The organism is Flavobacterium bomense, assembly GCF_003970355.1.
Genome location: NZ_RYDJ01000017.1, coordinates 46600 through 67951 on the forward strand (window position 1 = coordinate 46600; position 21352 = coordinate 67951).

At 35.4% G+C, this 21352-nt stretch carries 17 protein-coding genes and 1 tRNA gene; 16 read left to right on the forward strand and 2 right to left on the reverse strand.

The genetic code is table 11. From position 1 onward, the window contains the following. The first annotated feature begins 197 nt into the window (after positions 1–197). The 16 genes from mraZ to thiL all read left to right on the forward strand — a co-directional run bounded on the left by mraZ (position 198) and on the right by thiL (position 18541). A complete protein-coding gene (mraZ, locus tag EKL98_RS13135; protein ID WP_126562845.1) occupies positions 198–671 on the forward strand; it encodes a division/cell wall cluster transcriptional repressor MraZ in 474 nt (157 codons plus the stop codon). Further along, positions 646–1554, forward strand: a complete 909-nt coding sequence (gene rsmH / locus EKL98_RS13140; protein ID WP_197037212.1) for a 16S rRNA (cytosine(1402)-N(4))-methyltransferase RsmH — start codon at positions 646–648, stop codon at positions 1552–1554. The genes mraZ and rsmH overlap by 26 nt, the downstream gene beginning before the upstream one ends. Positions 1555–1659: 105 nt before the next feature. After that, on the forward strand, positions 1660–2007 hold the full coding sequence (locus EKL98_RS13145) for an FtsL-like putative cell division protein (protein ID WP_126452681.1): 348 nt from the start codon (positions 1660–1662) through the stop codon (positions 2005–2007). Further along, complete coding sequence (locus EKL98_RS13150; protein ID WP_126461714.1) at positions 1998–4001, forward strand: peptidoglycan D,D-transpeptidase FtsI family protein; 2004 nt, start codon at positions 1998–2000, stop codon at positions 3999–4001. Before EKL98_RS13145 ends, EKL98_RS13150 begins: the two co-directional genes overlap by 10 nt. Next, positions 3998–5461 carry a UDP-N-acetylmuramoyl-L-alanyl-D-glutamate--2,6-diaminopimelate ligase gene (locus EKL98_RS13155; RefSeq protein ID WP_126562846.1) on the forward strand — a complete coding sequence of 488 codons (1464 nt, stop codon included), beginning with the start codon at positions 3998–4000 and terminating at the stop codon, positions 5459–5461. Before EKL98_RS13150 ends, EKL98_RS13155 begins: the two co-directional genes overlap by 4 nt. A 98-nt stretch (positions 5462–5559) precedes the next feature. After that, entirely contained in the window at positions 5560–6789 is a 1230-nt protein-coding gene (gene mraY / locus EKL98_RS13160) for a phospho-N-acetylmuramoyl-pentapeptide-transferase (RefSeq protein ID WP_126461720.1), read from the forward strand. Between the two features lies 1 nt (position 6790). After that, on the forward strand, positions 6791–8122 hold the full coding sequence (gene murD, locus EKL98_RS13165; RefSeq protein ID WP_126461723.1) for a UDP-N-acetylmuramoyl-L-alanine--D-glutamate ligase: 1332 nt from the start codon (positions 6791–6793) through the stop codon (positions 8120–8122). A 72-nt stretch (positions 8123–8194) separates the two neighbouring features. Continuing rightward, positions 8195–9484 (forward strand): FtsW/RodA/SpoVE family cell cycle protein, encoded by a 1290-nt coding sequence (locus EKL98_RS13170; protein ID WP_126461726.1) that lies wholly within the window; start codon positions 8195–8197, stop codon positions 9482–9484. Positions 9485–9525: 41 nt separating this feature from the next. Beyond that, entirely contained in the window at positions 9526–10629 is a 1104-nt protein-coding gene (gene murG / locus EKL98_RS13175) for an undecaprenyldiphospho-muramoylpentapeptide beta-N-acetylglucosaminyltransferase (RefSeq protein ID WP_126562847.1), read from the forward strand. Between the two features lie 51 nt (positions 10630–10680). Next, positions 10681–12030, forward strand: coding sequence for a UDP-N-acetylmuramate--L-alanine ligase (gene murC / locus EKL98_RS13180; RefSeq protein WP_126562848.1), 1350 nt, complete (start codon positions 10681–10683; stop codon positions 12028–12030). Next, positions 12017–12739, forward strand: coding sequence for a cell division protein FtsQ/DivIB (locus EKL98_RS13185; protein ID WP_126562849.1), 723 nt, complete (start codon positions 12017–12019; stop codon positions 12737–12739). Before murC ends, EKL98_RS13185 begins: the two co-directional genes overlap by 14 nt. Before the next feature lie 6 nt (positions 12740–12745). Then, positions 12746–14128: a cell division protein FtsA gene (ftsA, locus tag EKL98_RS13190; protein WP_126562850.1), complete on the forward strand. Its 1383-nt coding sequence runs from the start codon at positions 12746–12748 to the stop codon at positions 14126–14128. Positions 14129–14179: 51 nt separating this feature from the next. Then, positions 14180–16123, forward strand: coding sequence for a cell division protein FtsZ (gene ftsZ / locus EKL98_RS13195; RefSeq protein WP_126461740.1), 1944 nt, complete (start codon positions 14180–14182; stop codon positions 16121–16123). A 267-nt stretch (positions 16124–16390) separates the two neighbouring features. After that, positions 16391–16840, forward strand: a complete 450-nt coding sequence (locus EKL98_RS13200) for a GatB/YqeY domain-containing protein (protein ID WP_126461743.1) — start codon at positions 16391–16393, stop codon at positions 16838–16840. Between the two features lie 71 nt (positions 16841–16911). Next, positions 16912–16985, forward strand: a tRNA-Arg gene (locus EKL98_RS13205). Between the two features lie 509 nt (positions 16986–17494). After that, the gene (thiL, locus tag EKL98_RS13210; protein ID WP_126461746.1) at positions 17495–18541 is read left to right on the forward strand and encodes a thiamine-phosphate kinase; all 1047 of its coding nucleotides are present in this window, start codon (positions 17495–17497) and stop codon (positions 18539–18541) included. Positions 18542–18602: 61 nt separating this feature from the next. Here thiL and EKL98_RS13215 read toward each other — a convergent pair whose 3' ends face one another. Further along, positions 18603–19298, reverse strand: a complete 696-nt coding sequence (locus tag EKL98_RS13215; protein WP_126461750.1) for a response regulator — start codon at positions 19296–19298, stop codon at positions 18603–18605. Between the two features lie 24 nt (positions 19299–19322). Continuing rightward, the gene (locus EKL98_RS13220) at positions 19323–21347 is read right to left on the reverse strand and encodes a tetratricopeptide repeat-containing sensor histidine kinase (protein ID WP_233584081.1); all 2025 of its coding nucleotides are present in this window, start codon (positions 21345–21347) and stop codon (positions 19323–19325) included. Positions 21348–21352 lie beyond the last annotated feature (5 nt).

The following is a 21352-nucleotide window of genomic DNA, read 5'->3' on the forward strand; positions in this document are numbered from 1 at the left end:
ATTTCATTGGTTTTGGCAGTCTTTTTTCTATAACGATCTCTTTCTTACAAATTAAGCAGAATGGGTTAATGGCCTGATTGTCCAAAAAGTAAGGGTTTTTGTTTGAAAGTGGTTAAACTTATTAACAAAGTGGGGTATAGTGGTAGATAGTGGTAATATTTTTTATATTTTTGCTCAACATCATTTAATATTTTTTCTTGGATACAATTATTGGAACATATGAATGTAAAGTTGATGCTAAAGGAAGGGTGCTGTTGCCGGCGCCTTTGAAAAAGCAATTGGCACCTTCACTTCAAAACGGATTTGTTTTGAAGCGTTCCGTTTTTCAGCCCTGTCTGGAGTTATATCCCATGGAGGAGTGGAATGTAATGATGCAAAAAATCAATAAACTCAATCGATTTGTAAAGAAAAACAATGACTTCATCCGCAGGTTTACTGCAGGCGTAAAAGTGGTTGAGATCGATGCATTAGGACGATTATTGGTACCTAAAGATTTAGTAGTTTTTGCCAGTATTACAAAAGAGGTAGTGTTTTCGTCAGCCGTAAACATTGTGGAAATTTGGGATAAAGAATGGTATGAAAAATCAATAAATGGGGAAGATGTTGATTTTGCAGATTTAGCAGAGGAAGTAATGGGAAATATAAATGACAACGACGATGGAATATCATAATCCGGTTTTGCTTCAGGCATCAGTAGATGGTTTAAATATTAAGCCAGATGGCATTTATGTTGATGTCACTTTTGGGGGTGGCGGTCATTCAAAAGAAATTTTGAAAAGGCTAGGGCCGGATGGAAAGTTGTTTGCTTTTGATCAGGACGAAGATGCATTAGCAAATGCTTTGCCGGACGAAAGATTTACGCTGATTAACGAGAATTTTCGTTTTGTAAAGCGGTTCTTGCGTTTTTACGGTGTGAAAAGTGTGGATGGTATCTTAGCAGATTTAGGTGTTTCATCGCATCAGTTTGATGTTCCGGAAAGAGGGTTTTCGACTCGTTTTGATGCCGATCTGGATATGCGAATGAGTCAAAAAAATGATTTGAATGCCTATAAAGTGGTCAATGAATATGATGAAGCAAATCTAAAAAGAGTGTTTTTGGATTATGGCGAATTGAAAAATGCTCCTGTTTTGGCAAGAACAATTGTAGAGGCAAGAGAGCTGCAACCAATCAAAACAACAGATGAGTTGAAAGCCGTTTTGGCGCGATATTTACCGGAAAGAGTTCGAAATAAAATATTAGCCCAAATATATCAGGCCATTCGAATTGAGGTAAATCAGGAAATGGATGTTTTGAAAGAGTTTTTAGAGCAATCTCTGGAAATATTAAATCCAGCAGGGAGATTAAGTGTAATATCCTATCATTCCTTAGAAGACAGATTGGTAAAAAGATTTATCAAAAACGGAATGTTCGAAGGAGAGCCGGAAAGAGATTTTTTTGGTAACTTTTCTGTTCCTTTTAAAACCATTGGTAAACTAACAGTTCCGAATGCCGAAGAAATAAAAGCAAATAACAGAGCGCGAAGCGCAAAATTAAGAATTGCTGAAAAAATATAATCCCCACCCGGCCTCCCCAAAAGGGAGGAGCCAAACAGGAAAAATAAATATTAACTTTTAATATCTCGGCTCCCTCTCCTTTGGAGGGGGTCGGGGAGAGGACAAATGAAAAACGGAGTGTATAGCATATTGAAAGCGAAGTTTCTTATTGATGATGATGCTGTCAAAAACTGGCGGTTCATTGTTTTTATCCTTTTGTTAGCTATTGTTATGATTGCAAATACTCAGCGATTTGAGCAAAAAGTATTTAAAATTACGGAGCTCACCGGACGGGTTAAAGAGTTGCGTTCCGAATTTGTAGATCGGCGGTCTGAGTTAATGAAATTAAAAATGGAATCAACGGTTTCTGAAAAAATGATAGAAAAAGAAATCTTTCCTTCAACAGTTCCGCCAATTAAAATAAAAGTTAAAAAAGAAGAAGATAAAAGCTTCTTTAAAAAATTATGGCAGTAGAAGATAAATACATATCCTACAGAATTTATCTGGTCGCATTTGGAATTTTCCTGATGGCGATCGCGATAGCCGTAAAATTAACAAATATTCAATGGGTAGAGGGTGATTATTATAGAAAATTAGCCAAACAAAGAACCGTTAAAAATTTTATTATTCCGGCCAATAAGGGGAATATTTATTCTGCTGATGGAAGTCTTTTGGCTACATCAATTCCAAATTATGAAATACGCTTTGATGCACTTGCTTCAAAAACAGAATTATTTGAGAAGAATGTGAAACCATTATCAGACTCTTTGGCTCTATTGTTAGGGAAATCAGCAAATTATTTTGAAAATGAATTAAGAAAAGCCCGGGGCAATAAAAACAGATATTATTTAGTGGCCCGAGATTTAAGTTATACAGAATATGTTAGAATCAAAGGGTTTCCTTTATTTAATCTTGGTGCTTATAAAGGAGGAATTATTGTAGAACAGGAAACCATAAGAGAGCATCCTATTGGAAAAATTGCAGAACGTACTGTAGGGTATGAGCGAACATCAAACGGGCAATCGCTGGATGGAAAAGGAATCGAATGGGCTTTTAGGAACTATCTAAATGGTAAAGACGGTAAAATATTAAAACAGAAAATAGCCAAGGGACAGTGGAAACCCATACGTGATGTTAATGAAGTAGACCCTCAGGACGGCTATGATGTTATATCAACAATTGATGTTTATATTCAGGATATCGCACATCATGCTTTGCTTAAACAGTTGGAATTGTATCAGGCAGATCATGGTTCTGTAGTGGTTATGGAAACTAAAACGGGTCATGTGAAAGCAATTTCTAATTTAGGAAGAGCAAAAGACGGAACGTACTACGAAACCACTAATTACGCAGTAGCGGAGTCTCATGAACCGGGTTCTACCTATAAATTAGCGGATTTGATGGCACTTCTGGAAGATAAAAAAGCGGATACCAGTTCTGTTTATGATAGCAAAGGAGGCGTCGTTGTATATTCAGGTAAAAAAGTGCGTGATTCCCACAAAGGCGGTTATGGAAAAATTTCTTTAGCAAGAGGTTTTGAACTTTCGTCTAATACCATCATGGTTCAGGCGGTGTATGAAGCGTACAAAAATAACCCGTCGCAATTTGTCAATCATCTTAATGATTTTGGATTAAACAAAACTTTAGGACTCTCCATCAAAGGGGAGGGCGTGCCTTATATCCCTCAGCCAGGCGATAAAAACTGGTCAAACATTTCGCTTCCTTGGATGGCTTTTGGATATGGAGTCCACATAACTCCCATGCAGACACTGGCATTTTATAATGCGGTTGCCAATGATGGGGAAATGGTAAAGCCTCAATTTGTTTCTGAAATAAAAGAATGGAACAGAACCATCAAAAAATATGAGAAAGAAGTTTTGAATCCAAGAATTTGTTCCCCACAAACTATTTCCAAATTAAGGGCAGTTCTGGCAAATGTTGTCAAAAAAGGAACGGCTTCTAAATTATATTCAAAAGATTTTTCGATGGCAGGAAAAACAGGAACAGCGGCGGTGAATTACGGAAAGGCTGGAGGAACTGGAAAATATTATGCGTCGTCTTTTGTGGGCTACTTCCCGGCAGACAAACCAATGTATTCTTGTATAGTTGTGGTGCATAAACCAAGTACAGCGCTAAATAATTATTACGGTGCGGATGTGGCTGGGCCCGTTTTTAAGAGAATCGCACAAAAAATATTTACCGATGCCCCTTCGACAAATGAAATTAAAAATTTAGATAGAAAGATACCAAAACAAGAAAATAATTATGATTCTTATTTTGTGAAATCTCAGAACAAACAACAGTTTATACCCAATGTAAAAGGAATGCCAGGAATGGATGCTGTTGCTTTATTAGGAAATTTGGGAGTCAAAGTAAAGGTCGTAGGAGTTGGAAAAGTGAAAAAACAGTCGCTTGAAGCAGGTCAAAATATTCTAAAAAACACAACGATACTATTGGAATTATCATGAGTATACTAAAAGACATATTATACAAAGTAGCCATTGAAGCCGTAATGGGTTCGACGGATATTGCTGTAAGCAAAATAGATTTCGATTCTAGAAAAATTGAGTCTAACGATGTTTTTGTAGCAATTCGTGGGTCAATATCAGACGGTCATGATTTTATAGGAAAAGCAATCGCATTAGGAGCAGTTGCGGTGATTTGTGACACATTTCCGGAAATTATTGAAAAAGGAATTACGTACGTTCAGGTAAAAGATACGAATTCAGCCTTGGCATTTATGGCCTCTAATTATTTTGGGGATCCTTCTAAGAACCTGAAATTGGTTGGAATTACAGGAACAAACGGGAAAACCACAATTGCTTCTTTGTTGTATCAATTGTTTAAAAAGGCAGGGTTTAAAGTGGGATTGCTCTCAACAGTTAAAATTTTAGTTGATGATATTGAATATAAAGCCACACACACGACTCCGGATTCGATTACTATAAATTACTATTTGAATGAAATGGTCAAAAATGGAGTCGACTATTGTTTTATGGAAGTCAGTTCTCATGGTATTCACCAAAAAAGAACCGAAGCCTTGCATTTTGTAGGGGGTATTTTTACTAATTTGTCTCATGATCATTTGGATTATCATCCAACGTTTGCAGAATATAGAGATGTAAAAAAGGCCTTCTTTGATAATTTGCCTAAAACTGCCTTCGCATTATCGAATATTGATGATAAAAATGGGCAAGTAATGTTACAAAATACAACAGCCAAAAAATGTACGTATGCCTTAAAATCGTATGCGGATTATAAAGCGCAAATCCTGGAAAATCAATTGTCCGGTTTGTTGTTGAAAATAAACGGAAATGAAGTTTGGGTTAAGCTGATAGGAACATTTAATGCGTATAATTTAGTAGCTATTTATGGAGCGGCAGTCGAATTAGGAATGGAAAGTCTGGAAGTACTTCGTTTATTGTCGGATTTAGAAAGTGTTTCGGGACGTTTCCAATTTATTGTTTCTGCTTCAAATATTACCGCTATTGTAGATTATGCCCATACGCCGGATGCTTTAGAAAATGTACTAAAAACCATCAATGACATTCGCACCAAAAATGAACAGTTGATCACCGTTGTGGGGTGCGGTGGTAATAGAGACAAAAGCAAGCGCCCTATTATGGCCGGAATTGCCGCTGAATGGAGTGATACAGCAATTTTCACTTCGGATAATCCAAGAAATGAAAATCCGGAAGTGATTATCACCGAAATGGAACACGGTGTAGCCGCTCAAAACTATAAAAAAGTGCTGTCAATAACCGATAGAAAGCAAGCCATAAAAACCGCATGTCAATTGGCACAGCCCAACGATATTATTTTAATTGCTGGAAAAGGGCATGAGACGTATCAGGAAATAAATGGAATTCGCCTTGATTTTGATGACATGGAAATAGTTAAAAAAACACTAGGCCAACTGGGAAAATAAAAGTTTAACCGGAGTAACTGTTTATTTGTTTATGGGAATATCCAAATAACCGATTAACCAAATAACCAAAAAAAGATAAACCAAATAAACAAAGAGATATGCTATACTATTTATTTGAATATTTAGACAAAACACTTGACGTTCCGGGAACCGGTGTTTTTCAGTACATCACTTTTAGATCTGCATTAGCATTGATGCTTTCGTTGTTGTTATCAACAATTTACGGAAAAATTATAATTCGCTTTTTGCAAAGACAGCAAGTGGGTGAAACCGTGCGAGAGCTTGGTTTAGCTGGTCAGAACGAAAAAGCGGGGACGCCGACCATGGGTGGATTAATCATTATTTTTGCTACGCTGGTACCGGTATTATTATTTGCAAAATTGCATAATATCTACATTGTGTTATTGATTGTTACCACGCTTTGGATGGGGACTATTGGTTTTATAGATGATTATATTAAAATTTTTAAAAGAGACAAACAAGGATTAAAAGGAATATTTAAGGTTGTTGGTCAAGTGGGTTTAGGTCTCATTGTGGGAACCGTCTTGTATTTTCATGCCGGGGTTACAGTGAGAACGGATATTGGTAAAGCCAATGTTTTCAAGGCTTCTACTGAAAATGTAGTTTTTCAAGCGCCGCTCGAAGAAAAATCAACTGCAACAACGATTCCTTTTTTTAAAAATAATGAATTCGATTATGCGGAACTATTAGCATGGACTGGGGAAGGATATGAAAAATGGGCTTGGTTGATTTTTATTCCGGTTGTTATTTTTATTATCACCGCTGTTTCTAATGGAGCTAATTTGACTGATGGAATAGATGGTTTGGCAGCAGGAACATCCGCGATTTCAGTATTAGCACTGGGAATATTTACGTTTGTTTCGGGAAACATTATTTTCTCTAATTATCTGAACATCATGTATATCCCTAATTCAGGGGAAATGACAGTCTTTATTGCGGCTTTTGTTGGATCGTTAATCGGGTTTCTTTGGTACAATTCGTATCCGGCATCTGTTTTTATGGGTGATACAGGAAGTTTAACAATAGGCGGAATTATTGCAGTTCTGGCAATTGCAGTCCGTAAAGAAATGCTGATTCCTTTATTGTGCGGAATTTTTCTTGTCGAAAATTTATCTGTGATTCTTCAGGTCAGTTATTTCAAGTATACCAAGAAACGCTTTGGCGAAGGCCGAAGAATATTTTTAATGTCGCCTTTGCATCACCATTATCAGAAAAAGGGCTATCACGAAAGTAAAATTGTGACCCGGTTTTGGATTGTTGCCATCATGCTGGCCATTTTGTCAATCGTTACTTTAAAATTAAGATAACATGAGGCTAGTAATTTTAGGTGGAGGCGAAAGCGGTGTTGGCACTGCTATTCTGGGTAAGAAAAAAGGATATGATGTTTTTGTGTCTGATTTTGGAAAGATAAAAGAGAATTACAAAGAGGTTCTTCTTATTAATGAAATAACCTGGGAAGAGCAGCTGCATACGGAAGAATTGATTTTGAATGCTGATGTGGTGATGAAAAGTCCCGGAATTTCGGATAATTCTCCAATTGTAAAAAAATTAAAGGAGAAAGGAATCTCGGTAATTTCTGAAATTGAGTTTGCTGCTCCTTACACTGAGGCTACCATTATAGGGATAACTGGGAGTAACGGAAAGACCACCACTACAATGCTGACACATCATTTGCTAAAAGCAGCAGGGCTAAATGTAGGATTGGGGGGCAATATAGGAAAGAGTTTTGCCTGGCAAGTTGCTGATAATAAATATGATTTGTATGTGCTTGAATTGAGTAGTTTTCAGCTGGACGGGATTGAAAATTTCAAACCGCATATTGCCATAATTACCAATATAAGCCCGGATCATCTGGATCGATATAATTATAAATATGAAAATTATATTGACGCAAAATTCAGGATTACGATGAATCAGACTCAGGAGGATTACCTCATTTATGATGCGGATGACGAAGCCATCAATGAATGGTTCAAAACACACACAACAAAGGCGAAATTAATTCCTTTTTCATTGACTAAAACATTCAACGAAGGAGCTTATATACAAAACAACAAAATGGAAATAAAGATTAATCAGGAAGAGTTTACAATGGACACCGAACACATTGCTTTAGAAGGGAAACATAACATGAAAAACGCAATGGCAGCAACTTCTGTGGCAAAATTAATGCAAATAAGAAAAGCTACAATTCGGGAGAGTCTTTCTAATTTTCAAGGAGTAGAACACCGTTTAGAAAAAGTTTTTAAAATCCAAAACGTGCAGTATATTAATGATTCTAAAGCAACGAATGTGAACGCTACTTTTTTTGCATTAGACAGTATGAATGCTCCTACGGTATGGATTGTGGGCGGGGTTGATAAAGGAAATGATTACAATGAATTGATGTCCTTAGTGCGTGAAAAAGTTAAAGCGATTATCTGCCTTGGTGTGGATAATAAAAAGATAATTGATGTTTTTGGGAATGTGGTTGACATGATGATTGAAGTGTCCAGTATGGATGATGCGGTGAGAATGGCACAACGAGTATCAGAAAAAGGAGACGTAGTGTTATTGTCCCCGGCATGTGCCAGTTTTGATTTATTTGAAAATTATGAGGACAGAGGAAATCAGTTTAAACTAGCCGTTAGAAATTTATAGAAAAAAGGTTTTAGGTTCTAGGTGCTAGGTTTTAGCGCCAAAATCCAAAACCAAAAAAAGCCAAAACCAAAAATGAAGCAACTAATAAACAATTTGAAAGGAGATAGAGTAATTTGGTCATTCGTGGCTTTATTGGCTTTGTTTTCCTTTATGCCTGTTTTTAGTGCGAGTAGTAACTTGGCCTATCTTGGTCGGGGAACCGGAAATACATTGGGCTATTTAGTCAAACATTTGGCTCATATTTGTATTGGTTTTTTAATTATTTACTGGGTTCATAAAGTACCGTATCATTATTTTCGGGCTATTTCTAAAGTAGGATTGCCCGTTGTTTGGGTTTTATTGGCCTACACCTTGATCAAAGGAACAGTTATTGCCGGCGCTAATGCCAGTCGATGGATTCAGGTTCCGTTTATTGGGGTCACGTTCCAAACGTCAACATTGGCATCAATAGTGTTGTTTATTTTTGTAGCGCGGTACTTGTCTAAAACCAGAGAAGTCCCTATTACTTTTAAGTCTTCTATTTGGGAGCTTTGGACGCCGGTATTCATTACCTTAATGTTTATTTTGCCAGCTAATTTCTCAACAACGGCATTGATTTTTTCGATGGTATTGATGTTGGTTTTTATTGGAAAATATCCTATCAAATACATTGCAGTCATTCTGGGTTCAGGAATTGTATTTCTGGCCTTTTTTATTCTGCTTTCAAAAGCGTTCCCTGATTCGAAATTTTTTAGTAGGGTAGGAACTTGGGGAAACAGAATTGAAAGTTTTACCACAGATAAACCAGAGGAAGACGATTACCAAATTGAAAAAGCGAAAATTGCAATTGCATCCGGAAAAATATACGGATTAGGTCCGGGGAAAAGCATTCAAAAGAACTTTTTGCCACAATCTTCTTCTGATTTTATTTTTGCAATTATTGTAGAAGAATATGGGCTCATTGGAGGTTTAGGCGTGCTTACACTATACTTATTGTTGTTGTTCCGATTTGTTATTGCCTCACACAAAGCCACCACGCTCTTTGGGAAATTAGTCGTCATAGGTTTGGGTTTTCCAATGATATTCCAGGCCATGGTCAACATGGCTGTTGCTGTAGAATTATTGCCGGTCACTGGACAAACATTACCCTTGATTAGCAGCGGAGGAAGTTCTATCTGGATGACGTGTTTTGCCCTTGGAATCATTATTAGTGTGACCAAAAAAGAAGAAGAGATCGTACAAGAATTGAAAGAAGCAGCCAAAAGGGAAGAAGCACTTCAGAAATTAATCGATAGGGAACTAGAAGAAGAAACAGTGGTTGAGGAATCCTATTCTATTGAAGATAAAGCGAAAAATCCATTGCAGGCAGTTTTAAATAAATAAGTTGTTTTATAAAAACACAATAACGCAGTAATTGATTGAAAATGGAACAGTATAAATTCATATTAAGTGGAGGTGGAACGGGTGGGCATATCTATCCGGCAATTGCTATTGCTAATGAATTGAAAACTCGTTTTCCGGACGCTGATTTCCTTTTTGTAGGGGCCAAAGATAAAATGGAAATGCAAAAAGTACCTCAGGCAGGCTACAAAATAATAGGGTTATGGATTGCAGGATTACAAAGGCGATTCACCTTTGATAACACTCTTTTTCCGATAAAACTGATTAGTAGTTTATTGAAATCACGTACTATAATCAAACAATTTAAACCAGATGTAGTAATAGGAACAGGTGGTTTTGCCAGTGGACCGTTGTTACAGATAGCAGCGCTTTGCGGAATTCCAACACTGATTCAGGAACAAAATTCCTTTCCAGGAATTACCAATAAATTGTTAAGCAAAAGAGCCAACAAGATTTGTGTGGCTTACGAGAATTTACAGCGATTTTTTCCGAAAGAAAAAATGATTTTGACTGGAAATCCTGTGCGTCAGGATTTAATTGATATTGACAGTAAAAGAGCGGAGGCAGTTCGCTATTTTGATTTAGATCCCAATAAAAAAACGCTTTTGGTATTAGGAGGAAGTCTAGGTGCAAGAAGAGTAAATCAGTTGATTGCTAAAGAAATTCTAACTTTTTCAGCCCATAATGTACAAGTGATCTGGCAATGTGGGAAATTGTATTTTGAGGAGTATAAATATTGTCAAGAAAATGAAAACATACAAATTCATTCTTTTATTGACCGGATGGATTTAGTATATGCAGCAGCAGATTTTGTGATTTCCCGGGCAGGAGCATCTTCTGTTTCGGAATTATGCATTGTTGGTAAACCGGTGATTTTTATCCCTTCGCCTAATGTTGCAGAGGACCATCAAACTAAAAATGCGCAAGCTGTAGTAGATAAAAATGGAGCAATTCTGCTTAAAGAAAATCAACTGGACACACAATTTAGTGTTGTTTTTGAGTCCTTGGTCAATGATCCGGAAAAACAGAAAGAACTTAGTGAAAACATAAAACAGTTGGCTCTGCCAGAAGCAACAAAACAAATTGTAGATGAAATAATTAAATTAGTCCAAATCCGAAAGGCATAAAGTCAAATGACTTTAAAACTTTAAGGCTTTAAGACTTTAAGACATAAAAAAATGAACTTAAATCAAATACATAACGTCTATTTTATAGGGATTGGAGGAATCGGGATGAGTAATCTGGCTCGTTATTTTCGCAATTTGGGAAAGCAAGTTTCGGGTTATGATAAAACGCCTTCTATTCTTACTACGGAGTTAATTGAAAGTGGAATTTCAATTCATTTCGAAGACAGTATTGATTTGATTCCAAAAGATTTTTATCTAGACAATACACTGGTAATTATTACTCCGGCTGTTCCTAAGACGCATTCTGAGTGGAATTTTTTTGTAGAAAGAAATTACCAAATCAAAAAAAGAGCCGAAGTTTTAGGGTTAATTACAAAAGACACCTTTTGTTTTGCGGTTGCCGGAACACATGGTAAAACAACTACATCAGGAATTTTAGGCCATCTTTTGTACGAAAGTGGTGCTGATGTTACCGCGTTTATTGGTGGAATAGTCGAAAATTATAATTCAAATTTAATAGGAAGCGGTTCAACCGTGACTGTAGTTGAAGCGGATGAATTTGACCGTTCCTTTTTGCATTTGCATCCTAATATTGCATGTATTACCTCAATGGATGCGGATCATTTAGATATTTATGGAACCAGTGAAGCAATAGAAGCTTCTTTCATTGAATTTGCTTCTAAAATAGAAGATAAAAACAATCTTTTCATAACAAAAGAATTGCCATTAGAAGGCATCACTTGTGCAGTAAACGAAGCGGCTGTTTACAAGGCATTTAATGTTAGAGTAGGAAACGGCAGTTACGTTTTTGATGTGCAAACGCCTACCGAAATAATTAGAGATTTACATTTTGGTTTACCGGGAAGACATAATTTAATGAATGCATTAATGGCTATTGCAATGGCTAACTTATTCGGCACCCCAACCGATGCCATTGCAAAAGGCATTGCATCATTCAAAGGAATAAAAAGAAGGTTTTCGTACCAAATAAAAACGGATAGAAAAGTATATATAGATGATTATGCGCATCATCCTACAGAGATAAATGCCGTGCATCAAGCAGTCAGCGAATTGTATCCAAATCAAAAAGTATTGGCTGTTTTTCAACCTCATTTGTTTAGTAGAACCAGAGATTTTGTGGATGATTTTGCTAAAAGTTTATCCGCCTTTGATGAGGTTGTTTTATTAGATATTTATCCGGCTCGTGAATTGCCAATGGAGGGTGTTAACGCACAATGGTTGATGAGTAAAATGACTAATAACCATAAAAAAATAGTTTCTAAAGAGGATTTAATTCCAACAATTTTAGCAAGCGGTGCTACTGTAATAGTAACAATTGGAGCAGGAGATATTGGAGAATTAGTACCAATCATAAAAAAAGCGATACATGAAAGTATTTAATTGGACCAATATTAGATTATTGCTCATGGTTGTGGTAGTGATTTTTCTTTTTTCGTTTACATCAGATCGAAATAAAAATAGAAAACTGTCTAAATCTGTCGTTGTTTTTGTAGGGGATAACGCTCCTTTTGTGCGGCAAGAAACGGTTGATAAATTGTTAATAGAAAATAAAAAAGAGGCATCAAGCATTCAAAAAGTTAATTTAGATTTGAATAAGTTGGAATCCACTCTCGATGCACATGCGATGATTGAAAAATCACACGTATTTGTAACCATTGACGGGGTGTTAAAAGCAGTAGTCAAACAAAAAAATCCTATTGCCAGGGTTTTTGGTGATGAAGGTTCTTTTTACATTGATTACGAAGGGAATAGAATGCCGTTATCAACTAATTTTACAGCAAGAGTTCCGCTTGTTTCAGGGAGAATAAATAAAAACAACAACGAAGATTTAACTAGTTTACTTCGCATGATTTATGAAGATGATTTTTTGAAAAAAAACATCATTGGAGTTCAAATTATGCCAAATGGAAGCTTAAAAATGTTAAACAGAAATTTTGACTATCAAATAGATTTTGGTAAATTGATACATGTAGCGCATAAATTTAAAAATTATAAAGCTTTTTTTCAAAAAGCGGTTTTAGACAGTTCGTTGTATAAATATAAGAAAATTGACCTCCGATTTACGGAACAAGTAGTTTGCACTAAATAATAGATAATGGAAAAAGAGAATATTGCAGTAGGTCTAGATATTGGGACAACTAAAATAGTTGCCATGATAGGCAAGAAGAATGAATATGGCAAACTAGAAATTTTAGGTGTAGGAAAATCTAAAAGTTTAGGTGTAGCAAGAGGCGTGGTAAATAATATTACTCAAACCATACAGTCAATACAGCAAGCGATTCAAGAAGCCGAAAATAATTCAGGTTATAAAATAAAAGATGTAGTGGTAGGAATCGCGGGACAACACATCCGCAGTATTCAGCATACTGATTATATCAGTAGAAGCAATCCCGAAGAAGTAATTGGAGGGAATGACATTCAGCTTTTGATTGATCAAGTAAATAAATTGGCCATGTTGCCAGGGGAAGAAATCATACATGTTTTGCCGCAAGAATTTAAAATTGACGGACAATCCGAAATCAAAGAGCCTATAGGAATGTATGGCGGACGATTAGAGTCTAGTTTTCATGTTGTAGTGGGGCAAGCTTCATCGATACGTAATGTAGGCAGATGCATTCAAAGTTCCGGAATCGAATTATCAGGTTTAACATTAGAACCATTGGCTTCAGCAGATGCCGTTTTGAGTCAGGAAGAAAAAGAAGCTGGAGTTGCATTGATCGATATTGGTGGAGGAACAACAGATTTGGCTATTTTTAAAGATGGTATTATTCGTCACACAGCGGTAATTCCTTTTGGTGGTAATGTCATTACGGAAGATATCAAAGAAGGATGCTCGATTATTGAAAAACAAGCTGAATTGTTGAAAGTTAAATTTGGTTCTGCTTGGCCAGGAGAAAACAGAGACAACGAAATTGTTTCCATTCCGGGATTAAGAGGCAGAGAACCAAAAGAAATTTCGTTAAAGAATCTTTCCAAAATAATTCATGCGCGTGTTGTTGAGATCGTAGATCAAGTATTTACTGAGGTAAAAGCATACGGTCATGAAGATCCTCGCAAAAAGCTAATTGCAGGGATAGTGCTTACTGGCGGAGGTGCTCAATTGAAACACATCAAGCAATTAGTAGAATACATTACTGGGATGGATACCAGAATTGGATATCCAAATGAACATCTGGCAGGGAATTCTGACGAGGAGATTTCAAGTCCTTTGTACGCAACAGCTGTTGGGTTAGTAATGAAAAGTATTGAGAATAAATCACAGAGTGCAGTTAGAAAAGATGCTGTAGAGCAACCAAGAACATTGGCTTACAGGGCAGCCGCGGCTGAAAATCTAGTGTATGAAATTCCTGAAAAAGAGGAAGAGGAAGAAGGTCAGAATTCAAAAGAAAAACAGAATTCTACCGTAAACAGAATACAGAAAAATTTCTTTGATCGTTATGTTGATAAGATTAAAGACTTTCTGGATAATGCAGAATAGACAGTAAAAACATTCACAAGAATTAATAATAAATATCAAAAACCAAATAAAATGATGAGCAACTCAGAATTTGGAAGTATTTCATTTGATTTACCAAAAAACCAATCAAATGTAATCAAAGTTATTGGTGTAGGTGGAGGCGGAAGTAACGCTATCAATCACATGTTTAAACAAGGGATCAAAGGCGTAGATTTTATCGTATGTAATACGGATTCTCAAGCTTTACAGAGTAGTTCTGTGCCTAATAAAATTCAGCTAGGAGTACACTTAACCGAAGGACTTGGTGCAGGAGCAAACCCGGATGTTGGACAGCAATCAGCTATTGAAAGCATTTCCGAGATTGAAAAAATGTTGGATCGTAATACTAAAATGGTATTTATCACAGCCGGAATGGGTGGTGGTACTGGTACGGGTGCTGCACCAGTAATTGCACAATTGGCTAAAGAAAGAGACATTCTTACGGTGGGTATTGTGACTTTGCCTTTCTTGTTTGAAGGGAAAGTGCGTCAGGAACAAGCCTTAATTGGTATCGAAAAATTACGCAAACAAGTCGATTCTTTAATTGTTATCAATAATAATAAATTAAGAGAAGTATATGGAAATCTTGGTTTCAAAGCAGGGTTTTCAAAAGCAGATGAAGTTTTGGCGACAGCCTCAAGAGGTATTGCCGAAGTAATTACGCATCACTACACCCAGAATATCGATTTAAGAGATGCGAAAACAGTATTGTTTAATAGCGGAACGGCTATTATGGGATCTTCTGTTTCTTCAGGTGAAAACAGAGCTAAGGAAGCGATTATCGCCGCTTTAGATTCTCCTTTGTTGAATGACAATAAAATTACAGGTGCCAAAAACGTATTGTTGCTTATCGTTTCTGGAACTAATGAAATTACCATTGACGAAATAGGAGAGATTAATGATCACATACAAGTGGAAGCAGGCCATAACGCTAACATTATCATGGGAGTTGGTGAAGATGAATCTCTGGGAGACGCTATTGCTGTGACCATTATTGCCACAGGATTTGATATCGAACAACAAAACGAAATTGTAAATACAGAACCAAAAAAAATAATACATACACTAGGGGACGAACAGCGAAGTGTTCATAATCTAACCAACAAGACAGTTGCTGCATTTGATTTGAATATGGAATCACCATCGACTAATTCAAATGAGAGAGTTATTTTTGATTTATTAGAAGATACAGTAGCTGCTCCTGAGCCAGTGGTAACGGTGCCAGTCATTAATAACGAAGAACTAATCGTTATGTCTGAATTTATCAAAAATTTAGATGTGACTTTTGAAATTGTTTCTCCAATAACAGATATTGATTTTACAATCACATCACCTGTGGCCGAGGTTAAAGAGCTAAAGACTATTCAGCCAAAAGCAGTAGAAAGACAGGAACAAACTACATTCTCCTTTGATCTGCCACTTTTTAAAACAGCGCCTGTAGTTCCGGTAGAGGCCAGTAAAATTTTATTTGAATTGACTCCAGAAACGAGTGATATAAGAGTAAATGAAGCCGTTCAATTTGTTCCGGTAACGGAATTGACAGATAACGGAATCATTAAATATTCTCTTGAAGAATATATGGAGCCAGAAAATGATTTCATGGCAAAACCAGTAGCGAAAACTCCAGAGGTTGTAATTCCGGAGGAATTAAATATTACCATGAAACAAGTTGACAGCGCAGCGCTGGTTCCAGTTGACTTTCAAGCAATTTCGCCTACTGAAATGACTATCGAAGAATCATTGCGAATGAGAGCGGATGAAAGAAGGAAAAAATTAAAAGAATTCAATTATAAGTTTCATAACAATGTCTCTAAAATTGAAGAATATGAAAAAGAACCGGCTTACAAAAGATTAGGAATAGACATTTCAAACCATCAAGCTAATAATACGAATTCTAGAATTTCTGTAGGAACGGATAGTAATAATGATTTGCAGCTGCGTTCAAATAATTCATACTTACACGATAACGTGGATTAATGAACTCAAAATAAACTAAGTAACCCGAAAATTTAATTTGATTTTCGGGTTACTTTTTTTGTGTAATCTGAACAAGGCAATTTGTTGTTAATTCCAGTAAATTTTTTTAAATTTGTCGGGCATTAAAAAAGCGGTTGTTTCAAGTCCCGCAAAAAAAGCAGGAGCCTTTACTACCCTTTTGAACATTCAGAAAAGTAGTGGTTTTATAATGAGCATTTCAATAATCGATTTGATCAATAATCGATTAATAAATAAACACTAAATATTATGAGTTTATCAATACACATCATGGACGAAATTAAAACCGCCATGAGAGCCAAAGACACAGTTGCTCTAGAAGCCTTAAGAGCTATTAAATCTGAAATTTTACTAGCGCAAACCGCTACAGGATCAAAAGAAGAAATCTCAGAGGATGATGAAATAAAATTGCTTCAAAAATTAGTAAAAACCCGTAAGGATAGCGCTAAAATTTTTACAGAACAAAATCGTTTGGATTTGGCTGAACCAGAATTAGCACAAATAGCAGTAATAGAAAAATTCTTGCCAGCACAATTAAGCGAAGCAGAAGTAGAAGCTGTAGTAGCAAAAATCATTGCCGAAACTGGTGCCGCAGGCATTGCAGCAATGGGAAAAGTAATGGGATTGGCCGCAGCACAATTAGGTGGAACTGCTGAGGGGAAAACGATCTCTACTATAGTTAAAAAATTATTGACATAGATTTATGATTTAAGAGCAACAGTTTTATATATAGGATATAAAACTGTTGCTGAATAATCTGAAATAATATTGACTGCGTAGTTCAACTGGATAGAATATCAGATTTCGACTCTGAGGGTTGCAGGTTCGAACCCTGCCGTGGTCACTTTAATACCCTGTTTACAGTACTTAACAAACATTTTAGTTAACATTTAGTTATCCATTTTAAAAAACGCTCATTTTCTGGGTGTTTTTTTAGTTTATATAAGTAACTGAAATAAATTAAAATTCCCCTCTAATATAAAAAAAAATCTGATTAATCAACTATTAATAGAATTTAATTAAATAATGTTTACACGCACGTAACAGATAATGCAATATTCAATATAATTCAATTGATTGATTTTATACACGCGTAACAGATAGGTGCAAACCTTTATTTTTACGCTTGTTTAATTTGAATTTAATTAGGTAATGCAAAAAAATCGCTCATCTCTGAACGGTTGTTTTTACATCATAAGTGAATTTTCAATTATGCCCAACGGGTAACGATATCAAATAATTTCATTTTGTCCGATTTAAGTATTTGAAAGTTCGAATGAAATTAATGAAAATTGGAACAAATCAAGGCGAATATTTCTTTGTATATTTGCAACCTCAAAAATAATTTAAATAATGATCGAAGATAAAAACCCACAACGCACAAGTATTGCTCAGTTAGGCGAATTTGGATTGATTGCCCATTTGACAAAAAACTTCAAAATCAATCAGCCTTCAACTTTAAAAGGAATTGGCGATGACGCCGCTGTTTTGGATTTCAAAGATAAAAGAGTAGTAGTTTCGACGGATTTATTGATAGAAGGTGTGCATTTTGATTTGGCATACATGCCCTTAAAACATTTGGGCTACAAAGCGGTAGTGGTCAATGTTTCTGATATTTGCGCCATGAATGCTAAACCCACGCAAATCACGGTTTCAGTAGCAGTCTCTAATCGTTTTCCTTTAGAAGCTTTGGATGAATTGTTTGCAGGAATTACGCATGCTGCAAATGAATACAATGTAGATGTTATCGGTGGGGATACGACTTCCTCCCAGAAAGGGTTAATCATCAGTATAACTGCCATTGGCGAAGCAGATGAAAATGAAATCGTGTATAGAAATGGTGCCAAACAAACAGATTTATTAGTCGTAACTGGCGATATTGGGGCTGCTTATATGGGGTTGCAAGTTTTGGAACGCGAAAAGCAAGTGTTTCAGGTGAATCCAAATTCACAACCGGATTTAGATGCGTACACATATTTAATTGAACGACAATTGAAACCGGAAGCACGCAAAGATGTTCGTACTCTATTGCACGCTTTAGAAATAAGACCAACTTCAATGATTGATATTTCAGATGGATTATCGTCTGAGATTATGCATTTGTGCAAACAATCTAAGGTAGGGTGTAATTTATACGAAGACAAACTACCAATTGATCCAACATTTATTAATGTTTGTGAAGAATTCGATATCGACAGTACCACTGTTGCCATAAACGGAGGCGAAGATTATGAATTGCTTTTCACTATTGCCATGGACGATTTTGAAAAAATCAAAGGGAATCCAAACTTTACAATCATTGGGCACATGACACAAGAAAGCGAAGGCATTCATTTAGTGACTCGTGCCAACACGAAAATAGCATTGAAAGCTCGTGGTTGGGATGCTTTGAGTGAATAGAAATCTCTTTAAAACAAATAAAAAACGACACCTATTAAGTGTCGTTTTTTATTTGATAAAATTAAAATAGCAATCCTTTGTTTTTAGCTTCCTGGACTAAATCAATATCGCTTCCATGTTCTATTTTTAATAATTCTTTTAAATTCAGTTTGCGTTGCTCAATTGCTCCAAGTGAAATTGGAATATATTGTGGAATGTCATTCAGCTTGGTTCCTTTTGATATATGAAACAAAATATCTTTATCAAATTGATCAATTTCTATTGTATTTTCCTCTGCCTGATTCAACATTTTTAAAACGGACTGGCTGTAATATTTTTCGTTTTTTATAACCTTATCGAAAGCAAAAATTAATTCATCAAAAGTTAAATCGTTTTTTATAACCAGTCCACTTGGATTTATTGTTTTGATAATGGTTTTTATCTTCAACAATTCGGTATACATGGTTAGTAATATAATTTTGCAGTTTGGCATGTATTCTAATATTAATTTTGCCAAATCCTCGCCGGAATAAATATTTTTTTCTTCATAAGGCGGCATACTAATATCTAAAAAAGCAATGTCAAATGGCACAACAGCTGGATTGGTAATAATATGGTAGGCTGATTCGCAATCTTTTGCTTTAGTTATAAGAAACTCGAATTCCTCCGGATTATACCTCGTAATTGCATTTTTATATCCTTCTATTATAAAAGGATGGTCGTCAACTATTAATATTTCATTCTTTGTTTTTACTGTATCAACGGAATCATTAGCCATTTTGTATAAGTTGTAAGATTGTTTTTATTCTATTGGGGTGGTAACCGTTATAATTGTTCCTCCTTTTTTTGAGGATTGTATGTCAAAGATACCATCGCATTCTTTGGTCCGAAAAAGTATGTTTTGCAGACCAATGCCTTTTTTAGCTGTTTTTATATTAAAACCAACACCATTGTCACTAATTTTTAAAATCAAATGATCTTCTTCTTTTCTTAGTTCTATTTTAATGGTGTTAGCATTAGCATATTTATTACTGTTTTGGAGTGCTTCCTGCAGAATACGGTATAAATTGATTTTTAGCGAGTTACTTACTAGTTCCCATTTTATAGCTGGATCAATACTTGAAATTAATTTTGATTTATGAGTCTTTTTTTGGTCTTCAAATAAATTATCAACTATGGCGACGAAGTTATTAATTAATTCTGATTTTTCTCTATTCAAGTCATGTGAAATTTCTCGAATATCCTGCTCAATATTTTTTAATTCTATTAAATAATTATTTCTCTTTTCCACAGCAGTCCCGTCAACAATCTTATTCAAGCTGTCCAAGTTAATTCGCACTCCAAATAGTCTGCCTAAAACGCCGTCGTGTAATTCGCGTGCTACTCTTTTCTTTTCCTTAATTCTATTTATTTCAATCGTGTTTTGTTGTGTGATCATTAAATTATAGATCTCTTCATTGGCCATTTGCTGTTGTTGCTTGAATAACAATTCTCTGTTTTTTGCTTTTTGGGTTCTAATGACAAAGGAAAATAAACCAAGCATTGCTAAACCACTAAAAATATAAACTAAATTCCTGTTTTGTTGTACTAAGTCCTTATTCTCGTTTTTTATTTCCTCTGTTTCGTATTCGATACGGGTAAATTTATTACCCATTTTACGTTCTGATTTTTGTAATTTCTCGCTAACTTGAATGTATTCGTTTCCATAAACTGCAGCGTTTTGTGGCTCTATAATTGATAATTGCTTCAGCGAATTTAAAACATTACGATAATTGTTTGTTTTTTTGGATAATTCAAGGGCTTGTTTGGCAAACTGACTTGCTCGTAAAGTTTCATTCTTTGAAATGAAATATTCGGATAAATTTATTTTACTGGCTATGACACCCGCACTAAGTTGTAAACTATCTCTGGTTTTTAATGATCGAAAGAATAAATCTGGCAACCCTTCCTTTTCATTAAGCTTGAATTTAGAATACGCTAAATTATTCAATAACATGGCGTGCAATGAGGGTTTATCTTTAAACACATTTTTTTGATCTAGTCCTTTTTGAAAATATCTTTTCGCCTGCTTGTAGTCTTGCGTCTTAAGGTGGAGGTAACCAATGTTATTGTAGGAAGTCGCTTTTGGCTGATAAAAAGAGGCCATTAACTCGTCATCAATACTGGCTAAAGCTCTATTGTGATACCGCATTGCATTTTTATAATCCTCTAGTTCATTATAAATTAATCCTAATAAATTGTAAGCATCATACAAGATGTCGCTTTGGTTTGTGTTCTTTATGATTTTTAAAGCTTTAGAAGCCGCTTTTTCAGCCCCTAAAAAATCACTTTGATTAAATTGTATGTTTGCCTTTCTTATAATCGTTTTTGCCAGATTATAGTTGTCATTTAGCTCAATATATATTTTTTCTGCCTTGTCATAGTACAAAAAAGAACTATCCGGAATACCTTGAGAGTCATAATAATCTCCTAAATAATTATTCCCTTTTGCCATACTAAAAGCATCCTGCTGCATTGCAGATTTTTCAAGTACCAATCGTACCGTTCTTTTATACTCCTTCCAATTTTCTAAGTTATAATAGCGATTAGCAATTTTGAACAGGTTTACACGATATAAAGAATCATTTTCTTGGGGAGTTATGACTTGAAGTGCTTTTTTTACGTATTTTTCTCGTTGCTCAGACGGCAAATCAAAATCGTTGGACAATAAAAAATATGTAGAAAGGCTGTCTTTAGAATCTAAAGTAATTTTATTTGGAGTATTTTTTTGAGTACATCCACAAAATAAAAAAATAAAAAAAAGTGTTGTATATATAGGATGTTTCAATAGCA